The organism is Amycolatopsis benzoatilytica AK 16/65, assembly GCF_000383915.1.
Lineage (GTDB): Bacteria > Actinomycetota > Actinomycetes > Mycobacteriales > Pseudonocardiaceae > Amycolatopsis > Amycolatopsis benzoatilytica.
Window position 1 is genome coordinate 2,157,848 of record NZ_KB912942.1, and the last position, 12,640, is coordinate 2,170,487.

General features: G+C 67.5%; 9 protein-coding genes. 5 read left to right on the plus strand and 4 right to left on the minus strand.

From position 1 onward, the window contains the following. Positions 1-109: 109 nt before the first annotated feature. Positions 110-796: a PAS domain-containing protein gene (locus AMYBE_RS0110185; protein ID WP_051124670.1), complete on the plus strand. Its 687-nt coding sequence runs from the start codon at positions 110-112 to the stop codon at positions 794-796. 379 nt (positions 797-1,175) lie between these two features. Here AMYBE_RS0110185 and AMYBE_RS0110190 read toward each other — a convergent pair whose 3' ends face one another. After that, positions 1,176-2,093 (minus strand): ACP S-malonyltransferase, encoded by a 918-nt coding sequence (locus AMYBE_RS0110190; RefSeq protein ID WP_020659272.1) that lies wholly within the window; start codon positions 2,091-2,093, stop codon positions 1,176-1,178. Between the two features lie 1,431 nt (positions 2,094-3,524). Here AMYBE_RS0110190 and AMYBE_RS0110195 point away from each other — a divergent pair. Then, entirely contained in the window at positions 3,525-4,214 is a 690-nt protein-coding gene (locus tag AMYBE_RS0110195; protein ID WP_245573176.1) for a PAS domain-containing protein, read from the plus strand. A 161-nt stretch (positions 4,215-4,375) separates the two neighbouring features. Here the strand turns inward: AMYBE_RS0110195 and AMYBE_RS0110200 are convergent, their stop codons facing one another. Beyond that, the gene (locus AMYBE_RS0110200) at positions 4,376-5,173 is read right to left on the minus strand and encodes a thioesterase II family protein (protein ID WP_020659274.1); all 798 of its coding nucleotides are present in this window, start codon (positions 5,171-5,173) and stop codon (positions 4,376-4,378) included. A 246-nt stretch (positions 5,174-5,419) separates the two neighbouring features. On the opposite strand from AMYBE_RS0110200, the gene AMYBE_RS0110205 reads away from it, so the two are divergent. Beyond that, entirely contained in the window at positions 5,420-6,598 is a 1,179-nt protein-coding gene (locus AMYBE_RS0110205; protein ID WP_027927540.1) for a cytochrome P450, read from the plus strand. A 123-nt stretch (positions 6,599-6,721) separates the two neighbouring features. On the opposite strand, the gene AMYBE_RS0110210 is transcribed toward AMYBE_RS0110205, so the two are convergent. Together AMYBE_RS0110210 and AMYBE_RS0110215 are read right to left on the minus strand one after the other, a co-directional pair. Then, positions 6,722-7,552 (minus strand): ABC transporter permease, encoded by an 831-nt coding sequence (locus AMYBE_RS0110210; RefSeq protein WP_020659276.1) that lies wholly within the window; start codon positions 7,550-7,552, stop codon positions 6,722-6,724. 19 nt (positions 7,553-7,571) lie between these two features. Next, a complete protein-coding gene (locus AMYBE_RS0110215; protein WP_020659277.1) occupies positions 7,572-8,519 on the minus strand; it encodes a daunorubicin resistance protein DrrA family ABC transporter ATP-binding protein in 948 nt (315 codons plus the stop codon). Between the two features lie 172 nt (positions 8,520-8,691). Here AMYBE_RS0110215 and asnB point away from each other — a divergent pair, with 172 nt between their 5' ends. Both asnB and AMYBE_RS0110225 read left to right on the plus strand, forming a co-directional pair. After that, positions 8,692-10,539, plus strand: coding sequence for an asparagine synthase (glutamine-hydrolyzing) (gene asnB / locus AMYBE_RS0110220; RefSeq protein WP_020659278.1), 1,848 nt, complete (start codon positions 8,692-8,694; stop codon positions 10,537-10,539). An 859-nt stretch (positions 10,540-11,398) separates the two neighbouring features. Next, positions 11,399-12,433: a GDP-mannose 4,6-dehydratase gene (locus AMYBE_RS0110225; RefSeq protein WP_020659279.1), complete on the plus strand. Its 1,035-nt coding sequence runs from the start codon at positions 11,399-11,401 to the stop codon at positions 12,431-12,433. Positions 12,434-12,640 lie beyond the last annotated feature (207 nt).

Below are 12,640 nucleotides of genomic sequence, written 5' to 3' on the forward strand. Positions count from 1 at the left end.
ATGCGGACACGGAAAATAACGGAGCAAAGGTTCCGGTAATCGTTTGGAATAGTTCGCCGGGTATCGGGTTCAAAAATCTCTCATGAAATGAGAAGAACGGTCTGATCGCATGAATTCAACCACAGTGGTCACTCGCTATGCGGTGCCGGTTCCCCCTGTGCGCACCGAGTACGGCGACAGATACCGGTCGCTTTTCGACGAGTCCGGGATGTGCATGGCGAACCTGGACCTGGGGCTGCGGGTGACCGACGCCAATCGGTTTTTCTCGCGGCAGTTCGGCCGCAGCGGTCAGGATCTGCGTGGTCGCGGATTCTGCGAGTTCCTGCACTCGAGTGCGCACGATAAGGTACGCCGCCAGCTCAGCCTGCTGAGGGACGGCGGCCATCCACGCTTCGCCGAGCAGGTAGTCGCGATGGGTGCCCGGCAAGCAGTGTTCGCCGGTGAGCTGACCGGCATGGCGGTGCGGGGAGAAGCCGGCCGGGTCAACGGGCTGCTGGTGGTGGTCCGGCCGGACGAGGCCGAGGGTGCCCTGCAGCTGGCCAGTGGCAAGCAGGTGCTGCTGAGTCCCATCGACGCCCGAGTCCTCGAGGGGGTCGCGACGGGCGAGTCCACCGTGCAGCTGGCGGCGAAGCTGTTCCTGTCGCGGGGCGGGGTCGAGTACCACGTCACGACGCTGCTGCGGCAGCTCAAGGTCACCAATCGGCCGGCCCTCGTCTCGAAGAGCTATTCGCTCGGAATCCTGAGCCTCGGGCAGTGGCCACCGCGCGTCCGGCCAGAGCACATCCGGGCTTCGTGAGCCCGCGCGCGAAGTCGGGCGCGCAGGCGTCGAGCATGGCCCGGCTGCTCGATGCGTGGACCGGCGTACGGGAGGAGCCCCCGCCGCGGCATCGGTGCAGTGCGTTTCCTTCCCCGCTCAGGCAACCGGTGGGTGTCCCGGGTGGGAATGTTCCCCTGCGGTGCAAAGGTTTTCTGCGGGTGCGAGAATCCTCTCAACCGACCATCGGGCAGTCCGCCTCCGGAGCGCCCTCGTGGGTTGTCGCAGGCAGGGTAGTCGCTGCGGACGTCAGGCGACGCCAGATCGTGGGTCTTCCGGCAACGCTTCCGCACGGCTGGACTGCGATGCGTCCCTGGGGGAGACCGGAACCTGTGCAGAACCCGGACGCATCGAAACCTCCTCAGCGCCGCGGCTTGCTCGCTGTTGCCGGTGTGACAGCGACTATCTCGCCGAGGGATTTGGTGGCGTCGAGTTTGTGGAACAACTGATCGGGTCCGGTGACGAAGACGGTGTCCACGCCCAGGCCGGCCAGGCCGGCGACCGCGGCGGGCCAGTCCACCGGATGATCGAAGCCGTCCAGGAGCATGGAGGAGACTTCGGCCGCGGTCCGCACGACCCTGCCGTCCTGGTCGGCCACGATCGCCAGCGCCGGGTCGGCGAGCGAGTACGCGGCCAGCGCCGCGGCCGCCTTTTCCCGCAGCGGGGTGAAGCGCCTGGCATGCACCGCCGGGCGCATTGCCTGCATCACGTAGCCGCCCATCTTGCGAACCGCCGAGACCACCTCGTCGAGAATCGCCTCGCGCACCGACATCATGAGGGAATCGCCGCCGAGGATGACCGAGACTTCCGCCCATTCCCCACGCTGATCGAGTTCGGCGAGCAGCTCCCGGAACGGGTCGGGCGGCACCCGCACGAAGCACTGGGTCACGAAGCCTTCGGGCTCTGCCGCGAAGTATTCGGCCTCGCAGCGGGCCCAGTCCGCGGTCAGCCGGGCCGCGTCACTGAACCCGAGTGCGCCTGAGTACACCGCCGCGGCGCGTTGCCCGAGACTGGGGCCGACACACACGTCGGCCGTCATCGCGTGCTCGGCCTCGGCCCGATCGGCCAACGCGAGCGAGGTCACCAGGAAGGCCACCTGGGAAAATGGCCCGTAAGTTCCGGACTCGGCCCGAAAGCCGGGTATCAGCGGTTCGCCCAGCGCGTCGTCGGCGGCCCGCACCCAGCGGCGGACGTAGCGATCGAGCACGAGAAACCGCCCGAGATCGCCGAAAGTCGCGGGAGCCATGCCTGGGAAGAGCGCTGCGGTCGTGCCGCTCATGCGATGTCCGCCTGTCCTAGCGAAGACCTTCCGTCAACGTTTCCCCGCCGGCAGCGGGGAAACGTTGACGTACGTCGTCAGTATGGGAAGAGCGACCGCACCGGACGCGGAGGAGCATCCCCGCCGCATACGTCGTGGCTGCAGATCCACGGCGAATTCGACCGGCCATGCGGCTCGGATCGGCGGTGCCCAAACCGCGCACGAACCGGAAATCCCCGCCACCGCGAGCCTGCTTTCCTTGCCGTGGGTGTTCTCGTTCACCCGGTCGAGTCGCTCTGAGGCACACCCTCTCCTGCGAACAACCAGAAAAACCCTAGAACTCAGCTGGATTCGCCGTGCCGGAGCAAGCCGGGGAAACGGCAGCCGGACAAGGCATGTCACCAGTAAGTACTGAGGAAGTGGAGCAGGGAGCACGGCATCGAGGTGAACGACCTGATGGGGAGGTCATCTGACGAGCCGCATTGGTCCCGGCCCGGAGAGGCCTTCCTGCTGCACGTCCGGACAGGTGGGTCGGATCGCGTCCAGCCAGGCTGTGGAAGAATCGGAGTTCGGACGCTGCCTCGCGGCCGCCGCGTCGCCCTCCGGCGCGCGCCGCCGGTGCCGAGCGGCAGTCCACTGAATTGCCGCCAAAGTGCACGGATGAGCATTTCGGTTTGGGACAGGATCGCCTCAGGCGTCACTCTTCGGTTGGGTAATCACCCTCGTGCAGGAAAAACTGCACGTCCTTACCTGGCTCCTGGTCCGTTCAGCCTAGCGTTATTGCACGGCGTCTGCCTGCGGTTGTAGCGTAGCGTGTGCTAGTGAGGGGTCTAGCGTCACCAGTTCGCATGGCGGGAGTGTGCACTATGACACCGTTAATAACTTATTGTCATCAGCCTGACTACGAATTGCATGCGCGGGATGAGCGTGTCGAAACGGTCCACAGTGGTGGCCGTGCCGAATATATTGCTCAAACGAGCATTGTTGGCGCGGTTGGGTCGGCGCGCGATACGCCACTGCGAGTCGCCCGGCCGACAGCTCGCGCGGCCGGGAGCACTTGTGCGCCCTTCGGTGCCCGCCGGGCGAAGCGGGTCGTGCCGGCAGTGTCGCGAACGGCGGGTTCCGGCGGGGAATCGCGGACGGAAGCCGATGCCTGCGCGTAGGCGCTGGCCGAGGCCCGTGGACCGGGTCGATGCGTGCGGAACAGGTGGGGCCGCTCGGCTTCCGGTGCGCGTGCCACCGTTCCACCCCCTGTTCTCGTCGCGTCTCGGCAGACGGGCCCGGGATTGATTCGTCGACCACGTTCTCCTTGTCGCGGGCTTGCACCGTGCTGAAAAAGATTGCCAAGAATAGCCCGGCGGCGACAGCTTGCTGTTCGCTCGATGCGTGGCAGAGGTCGCTCCGGCTTGGTTTTCCGCATCTGCGACGGCAGGAAAGGAACGGTCAGTTCAGATGAGTTCACCTCCGATGGCCACTCGCCCCGCAGTGCCGGGGCACGGTCCACACGGGACCGAGCACGGCGAGCGGTATCGTTCGTTTTTCGACCAGTCCGGGATGTGCATCGCGAACCTGGACCTAGGGCTACGCGTGACCGACGCGAATCGCTTCTTCTCGCGGCAGTTCGGCTGCGGTGGGCAGGATCTGCTCGGCCGTGGTTTCTGCGAGTTCCTGCATCCGAGCGTGCACGGGAAGGTGCGAGACCAGCTGACCCGGCTCAGGGAAGGCGGGCATTCCCGGATCACCGAGCAGATAGTTGCGATCGGCGCCGGCGAAACGGCGTTCGAGGGCGAGCTGATCGGCGTCGCCGTGCGCGGCGACGCGGGCCGGGTCAACGGATTGCTGATGCTCGTGCGGCCAGAGGACACCGAGACCGTTCCGCAGCTGGCCGCCGGCAAACGGGTGCTGCTGAGCCCAATCGACGCGCGGATCCTCGAGGGCGTTGCGACGGGGGAGTCCACGGTGCAGCTGGCGGCGAGGCTGTTCCTTTCGCGGGGCGGGATCGAGTACCACGTGACTACGTTGTTGCGGATGCTGAAGGTGACCAATCGCCCGTCGCTTGTCTCGAAGGGCTATTCGCTCGGCATCCTCAGCCTCGGCCAGTGGCCACCGCGAGTGCGGCCGGAGTTCATCCGGGAGTCCTGACACCGAACGGACAGGAGCGTTGCGCATGGGAGCACGCCGCTGCTGGCTGTTGAGCGGTCAAGCCGGTGCGCTACCGGGGCGCGAGCGCCGTGCGACGGATCGCCGATGCTTTGCCCGCAGGCCGACAGGTGCGCCGAGTCTCCTGGAAGGCCGCCTCTCGCTTACGCTGAGGTGGCGGAGCCGCTGATCCGCGTGGCGGGGCCGGCCGCAGTTTCGTTGCCGAGCCTGGCGAGCTCGGCGGCTATCTCCTGGTTGACTGCGGCAGTGTGCGTGATCAGGTAGAAGTGCCCTCCCGGAAAGCTCCGCATGCGGAATGCGGCGGTGGTCTGCTCGCGCCAGCGGTCGACTTCCGCGAGGGTAGCCTTCGGGTCGGAGTCGCCGATCAGCGCGATGACCGGGCATTCCAGCACAGCGCTCGCGGCGCCTTCGTAGGTTTCGGCGGCCCGGTAGTCGCTGCGGATCGCGGGCAGGGACATCCGGAGGATCTCTTCATTGTCCAGTGCCGCTGTTTCGGTTCCGCCGAGCCGGCGGATCTCGCGCAGCAGCCCCGCGTCGTCCAGCTGGTGGAAACGCTCGTCCCGGCGGGTCGCCGGTGCTCGACGCCCGGAAACCACCAGTGCGGACGCGGCGCCGGTGCGCAACGCGGTCTCGAACGCGATCGAAGCGCCCATGCTGTGTCCGAAGTAGACGGTAGGCAGCTCCGGCTCGGCGGACAGCAATTCCGCGATCTCGTCGGCATAACGGCCGACCGTGGGTACGCACGGTTCGCGATGGCGTTCTTGTCTCCCCGGATATTGCAGCACGACGACGTCGGCTCCGGGCGCGTGCGCCGCCGCCAGCGGCTGGTAGAAGCTGGCCGAGCCGCCGGCATGCGGGAAGCAGACCAGGCGGACAGCGGCCGCCGGGGACGGGCGGAACCGGCGGAGCCAGCGATCGGAGTTCCTCGCGCTGGTGCGCATGGGTAGTTTCCTTCAGTCGGGGACCGTCGGGGAACGGTCGATGTCGTTGCCGGAAGTCAACCCCTGCCGGAACGAGGAAATCACTAAAGATGTCGGGCGAGGAGCCGGCGAATGGGTCACCGGAGTCCGCGGGATTTGGTGCTTTCCCCACCCTTTCGCCAGGAGCTTTGACAGCGCTTCCACGCCGCTGGGATGTTCGACCTTGACTTGCCGGAGAACTACGTCGAGCCGCAACGGAGCCTGAAAATGCCCAGTCGTTCCGAGGATCTGCCCAGCCTGGCCGCACTGTCCGCGCCGGTGCTCCGGCCCGCCCCAGACTGGCGGTCGCTGCAAGAATCCCGTGCGGTCGTGCGGGTACGGACTTACGCAGACGACAGCGCGTGGCTGATCACCCGCTACGCCGAGATCAAGAACCTGCTGATGAGCGAGAAGCTCGGGCGCGCACACCCGGACCCGGCGAACGCGCCCCAGTTCATCGACTCCCCGATCATCGAGGAGGCCACCGGCCGCACCGACTACGAAAACGAGTATGCCGACCACCGCCTGATGCGGTCGGTGCTGACCCCGTATTTCTCCCGCAAACGAATGACCGAACTGGAACCGCGGGTCGCGGCGATCATCGAGGAGGCGGTGGCCGCGCTGGCGTCCCACGGCCCGCCCGCCGACGTACTGGAGCTGTTCGCGAACCCCGTTTCCATGGCGGTGGTGTGCGAGATGATCGGCATTCCCGCCGGAGACCGCGACCGTCTGGGCCGGCTGCTCTCCGAGGTGAGCATGCTCGGCGTCGACACCGACGGTCTGTCCCCGCTCGCGGACGCGCTGAAGCCGTTGATCACGCAGCGGCGGAAGGAGCCCCACGACGACCTGATCTCCGGCTGCTGCACCGCCGGGCTGTCGGACGGGGATATCGCCGACACGATCGCCGGGGTGATCTTCGGATCCCGCGGCGTGGTGAACCACATCGCCTTCGGCGTCGCACGGCTGTGCAGCGACGAAGAACTCCGTGCGGCGGTGACCGCCGATCCGGCGTTGATGCCCGCTGCGGTCGAGGAAATGCTGCGCACCGCCAGCGCGGGCGGGGTGATCATGCCGCACTACGCGCGGGAAGACATCGACCTGGACGGAGTCCGCATCCAGGCCGGCGATCTGGTGCTGCTCGATCTGGCACTGGCGAACACCGACGTACGTGCCTTCGCTCAGCCCGACCGGATCGATCTCGCCCGCCCGTCGAACCCGCACTTGACCTTCGCGCTGGGCATGTGGCACTGCGTCGGCGCGCCGCTCGCGCGGATGGAACTGCGGCTGGCGTATTCCACGCTGCTGCGGCGGCTTCCTGGGCTGCGCCTGATCCGGCCGGTGGCGGAGCTGGTGGCTCCGGACGACGAGTTCGCGGCCGGGCTGTCGGAGCTGCTGGTCGCCTGGTGAAAAGGCGGCACTGGGCCGTCGTGCCGGGCGCGGCGGCGCAGTGCGCCGGTACGGATCCCGCCCGCGAAAGCCAGTAATGTCCAGCGCGGCAATCCCGCGCTGGACATTGTGGTGCGGCGGCGATCAGAGCGGACGGCGGAAGCCGGGAAGAGCCGCGAGGGCGCCGCCGACGGCCAGGACCGCACTGATGGCCACCGTGAGCGCGGCGGGGCCGAAGCCGCCGCCGGGCAAGCCGAGCGCGAGTGCCCGCATGGTGTCGACGGCGTAGGTCAGCGGATTGAGCGTCGCGATGGCGCGGACCCAGCCGGGAAGCGCCGAAAGCGGCACGTAGGCGCTGGAGATGATCGTCACCGGGAACACAGCCACGATGCTGATGTTCTGCATCGTCTGCGCCCGCCGGAGCCACGAGCCCAGTGCGAGGAACACCCAGCCGACCCCCCAGCAGACCACCATCGCCAGCAAGAGCGACGTCGCCGCGCCGGCCAGCCCGCCGCTGGGCCGGTAGCCGAACAGGGCGATGGCGATGCCCAACATCACCACCAGCTGCAGACCGCAGAACGCGAGGTCCGCACAGCTGCGGGCGACCAGGGGCGCGATCGGGTGCACCGGCATCGACCGCAGCCGCGCGAGGAACCCGTTGTGCAGGTCCTCGACCAGCCCGCTGCCGGACTGCATCGCCTGTTGCAGTGCGTTCGTCAGCAGGATCGCGGGCATCAAATAGTCTACATAGGACAGACCAGCGGGGAATCCGGTCGTCGTCGTCAGCGCCGCGAACACTTGGGTGAACATGAACAGCAGCACCAGCGGCTGCAGGAGTGCGAACAGGATCTCCTGCGGGTCGCGCACCGAGGTGGACAGCTGGCGCCCGGCCAGCGCGGCGACCTGCGCGGCGAACGAGGCGGACTTCCAGCGCCCAGTCGCCGTCGCGGCCGGGCCGGGGAACGTCGTGGTCATGGCGAGGCTCCAGACAGGGTTAGGCCGCGAACTCGGGGTCACGAGAGGTGAGGCTCAGATAGACGTCGTCCAGCGTCGGTTCGCGCAGCGCGATGTCCTCGGCCTCGACCCCGATGTCGTCCAGTGCGCGGATGACGGAGGCGATCGCGCGCGCCGTGGCGACCGGCGTGACGACGACGCCGGGCTCGGCTACCGCCGGCTGCAGCCCCGCGCCGTGCAGTGCCGCGCACGCCGAATCCGTCTGCGCGACGTGCGGAAGACGGACGTGCACCGAGCGCTGGCCGACTCGCGCCTTGAGCGCGGCAGCCGTCCCGGACGCGACGATCCGGCCGTCGGACATGACGGTGATGATGTCGGCCAAGCGGTCGGCCTCGTCCAGGTATTGGGTGGTGAGCAGCACCGTCGTGCCCTGCTCGACCAGCCCCTCGACGATCTGCCACAGGTTGATCCGGCTCGTCGGGTCCAGCCCGGTCGTCGGCTCGTCCAGGAAAAGCACCTCGGGACTGCTGACCAGGCTCGCGGCCAGGTCGAGGCGTCGCCGCATGCCGCCGGAGTAGGTGCGGGCCGGCCGGCCGGCGGCCTCGGTCAGTGCGAACGCCGCCAGCAGTTCCTCGGCCCGCCGCGCCGCCTGCTGCCTGCTCGCGCCCAGCAGCTTGGCCAGCAGAACGAGATTGGCCCGCCCGGTGAGCCCGACGTCCACGGACGCGAACTGCCCGGTGAGGCCGATCCGCCTGCGCACCTCGGTGCCTTCGCGGACGGTGTCGTACCCGGCCACGCGGGCAGATCCGGACGTTGGCGGCAACATCGTGGCCAGAACGTTGACGAGTGTCGTCTTGCCTGCGCCGTTGTGGCCGAGCAAGCCCAGCACTCGGCCCCGCTCGACGACGAGGCTCACCTCGTCGAGTGCGGTCACGGAGCCGAACGTCCGAGTGATCCCGGCGGCCTCGATCATCAGGTCGCGGCTCATGCGCTGCCCTTCGTCGGAAAGACCCGGTGTGCCGCCAGTATGTGCCGAACGATCTGGGGAAACTCCCAGTTCTGCTTACTGCCAGCCGAAACACTAGAGGTTTCCCCGGTGGTCTTCTGCGAAGGTCCGTGGCGGGCGTGTTCCGAGCCCGCGTCGAAGGGAGTAAGCGGAAATGTGCGGTATTGCGGGGTGGCTGTCCTTTCAGCGGGACTTGCGGACCGACCGGTCGGCGGTGGGCGCGATGACCCGGACGATGGCCTGTCGCGGCCCCGACGCCGAAGGCGGCTGGGCGGATCGGCACATCGCGTTCGGGCACCGCAGGCTGGCCGTGATCGACCTCGAGGGCGGCGCGCAACCGATGACCGTCGATACGGCGGGCGGACGGGTGGCGATGACTTACAGCGGCGAGGCGTACAACTTCGTCGAGCTGCGCGACGAACTGCGCCGGCGCGGGCATCAGTTTCGGACCTCGAGCGACACGGAGGTAGTGCTGCGCGGCTATCTGGAATGGGGCGAGGCGCTCGTCGACCGGCTCGACGGCATGTACGCGTTCGCGGTCTGGGACTCTCGTGACGAGAAGCTGGTGCTGGTCCGGGACAGGCTGGGCATCAAGCCATTGTTCTTCCATCCGACCGCGGACGGCGTCCTCTTCGGTTCGGAGCCGAAAGCGATCCTGGCTCACCCGCAGGTGAAGCGGGTGATCAAAACCGAGGGCCTGCGCGAGATGCTGAACGGCTGGAACACCCCCGGCGTCGCGGTCTGGGACGGCATGCGTGAGGTCCGGCCCGGCGGCCTGGTCGTGATCGACCGCTCCGGCGTGCGCGAGCGCACGTACTGGCAGCTCTCGCCCCGAGAACACACCGACGATCTGGACACCACCATCGCGGCCACTCGCGACCTGTTCGAGGATGTCGTGGCACATCAGCTCGTCGCGGACGTCCAGCAGTGCGTGTTGCTCTCCGGAGGGCTGGATTCGAGCTCGCTCACCGTCGTGGCGGCCAAGCAACTGGCCGCGCAGGGCGAACGCGTACACACCTATTCAGTCGATTTCGTCGGCCGCAACGAAGCGTTCCGGCCGGACTTGATGCGGGCCACGCCCGATTCGCCGTTTGTCCACGACGTCGCCGGCCACATCGGTTCGGTCCATCAGGACATCGTACTGCCCTATACGTCCATGGCCGACTGGGACAATCGCCGCGCGGTCATCGCGGCGCGGGATTTCCCGGTCGGCATGGCGGATGTCGACGTGCCGCTGTACATGCTGTTCAAGGCGATCCGGGAACACTCCACGGTCGCGCTGTCCGGCGAGGGCGCGGACGAGGTCTTCGCCGGGTATCCGTGGTTCCACATCCCCGAACTCGCCGAAGCCGAGATCTATCCGTGGATGGTTCCCGTCCTGGCCGCGTGGGACGACGCGAACGCGACGGGCATGATGAATCCGGACCTGGTGGCCGCGCTCGACCTGGAGACCTATTTCAAGGACTCCTACCACGACGCGGCGGCCGCGGTCGAATCGCTGCCCGCCGAAGACGAGCGCGAACGGCGGATGCGGGTCATGTGCCACCTGCATCTCACCCGGTTCCTGCCGATGCTGCTCGACCGCAAGGACCGGATCAGCATGGCGGTCGGGCTCGAGGTGCGGGTGCCCTACTGCGATCACCGACTGGTGGAATACGTCTACAACACGCCTTGGGCGATGAAGACGTTCGACGGCCGCGAGAAGAGCCTTCTCCGCGCCGCGGCGGGCGAACTGCTGCCCGCTTCGGTTCGCGAACGGGTCAAGAGCCCTTTCCCGGCCACGCAGGACGACCGCTACGCGGGCGAGCTTCAGCAGATGGCCAGGGAACTGGTCAGCGAGCCCGACCACCCCGTCTTCCAATTCACCGACCGTGCCTGGGTGGAGAATGTCGTGCGGATGGATCCGGCGGACGTCTCGGACAGCACCAGGGAAGCTCTCGACCGCACGATCGATATCGCGACGTGGGTCGACCTCTACCAGCCGGAGATCCAGCTCGGCTGATCCCGGCGCCGCGCAGTGAACGGCGGTGCCGCCGTGCACTGCGCGGACTGGGCCGGCAGAGCCAGTTCGGCGACGTGCGCGACGGTCGGCCGCTGGACGATGTCCGGAAGGTTCCCAGCGAGCGCCGCTTCGCCCGCAGCGGCACCGGCCCGCCGCGCGTCACCGGAACGTTGCCGCCGCCGGTGCGGTCGTCAACCCGAAAATCCCTAGAACCCGCGCGCGTGCCGGCCACTTCGCAGAATTCGGCGACGGACGAGCTATAGGGGAAAGACCAGTGTTGCGGTGGGAGGCTGGACCAGGCCCGGCCGCAGGGCGCACGCTGGAATTCCGCTCGAACTCGGGCACGGAGAACGTGCGTTTTCGAAAAGGACGACCGAGACTGCCAGGTGCGTGTCGTGCTCGCTGGCGGGCCGAAAGAGGTGAGGAAGACGGAGGCGGCGCGGAAGCGGCTGGCCCGGACGACCGGGCCGAGATCCTGTCCTCTTCCGGGTACGAGCACTTTTCGCGCGGCGGCGAGTTTACGAAGCGGACGGCGAGGTTCCTCCGGTGGGCGTACTTGAGATCGCCGAATTGCGCGACGGCGAAGACGTGTATTTCGTGAATGTTTCGCACGCGTTGTCGCCGGTCGGGAACCCTGGAATGTCCCGCCGGAAGTCTCGGGAAAATCCTTGGCCAGTCCGTCTTCGGTTGACACGCTTCGCTCGCCGCTGCGACTGTCGGTTTCGCTTCCTCCGGGCGGGTTCGCCTGGATGCCGGCCTCGCGTCCGGTGGGCGTGCGGTGCGGAGGACCGGACCGCTGCTTCGCCGCGACGGACAGCCGCGCGAGGCGAATCATTCTTGGCCGAGATAGGGGATTGACATGTCCAGGCGTGCATTGATCACGGGGATCACCGGTCAGGACGGGTCCTACCTGGCTGAGCACCTGCTGGCGCAGGGGTACCAGGTGTGGGGGCTGATCCGCGGGCAGGCGAATCCGCGGAAGTCGCGGGTCAGCAGGCTCGCCGCCGATCTCAATTTTGTGAACGGCGACCTGCTGGACCAGTCCAGCCTCGTCTCGGCCGTCGACAAGATCCAGCCCGACGAGGTCTACAACCTCGGGGCCATTTCCTTCGTCCCGATGTCCTGGGAACAGGCCGAGCTGGTCACCGAGGTCAACGGCATGGGCGTGTTGCGCATGCTCGAAGCGATCCGGATGGTGAGCGGGCTGTCGATCGCCTCTCGTTCCTCGGCCAGCGGCCAGATCCGGTTCTACCAGGCGTCCTCTTCGGAGATGTTCGGCAAAGTGATGGAGACGCCGCAGTCGGAGACGACGATCTTCCACCCGCGCAGCCCGTACGGGGTAGCGAAAGCCTATGGGCACTACATCACGCGCAACTACCGTGAGTCCTTCGGCATGTACGGGGTCTCCGGGATGCTGTTCAACCACGAGTCTCCCCGGCGCGGCGCGGAGTTCGTGACCAGGAAGATTTCGCTGGCCGTGGCCCAGATCAAGCTGGGTCAGCAGGGCAAGCTGAAATTGGGCAACCTCGACGCGGTCCGCGACTGGGGCTTCGCCGGCGACTACGTGCGCGCGATGCACCTCATGCTGCAGCAGGACGTCCCCGACGATTACGTGATCGGGACCGGCCGGATGAACTCGGTGCGCGAGGCGGTCCGGATCGCGTTCGACTGCGTGGGCCTGAGCTGGGAGGACTACGTGGTGATCGACCCGGAGTTGGTCCGGCCCGCCGAGGTCGAGACGCTGTGCGCGGATTCCGGCAAGGCACGGCAGGTGCTGGGCTGGGAACCCACCGTCGCGTTCGACGAACTGATGCGCATGATGGTCGAGTCCGATCTGCGCCAGGCCACGCGCGAACGCAAGATCGACGACCTGTCGCTGGCGGGGGCCTGGTAGCCGGTGCGCTTTGCCGCCTTCGACAGTGTAGGGATTTCCCAACCCGACAGGGATGAAACTGGCGTGGTGGGAACGAATTCCGAAGCTTCGCACGGGCGGGGCCCGGCTCCGACCGGGCGCGCGATGTCCGTGGTGTGTCACTGGAAACGTGTGATGTGCGATGCGGACAGCTGCGGTCCGCTCGCGGTCGGGATGGGTTGAGCCGGG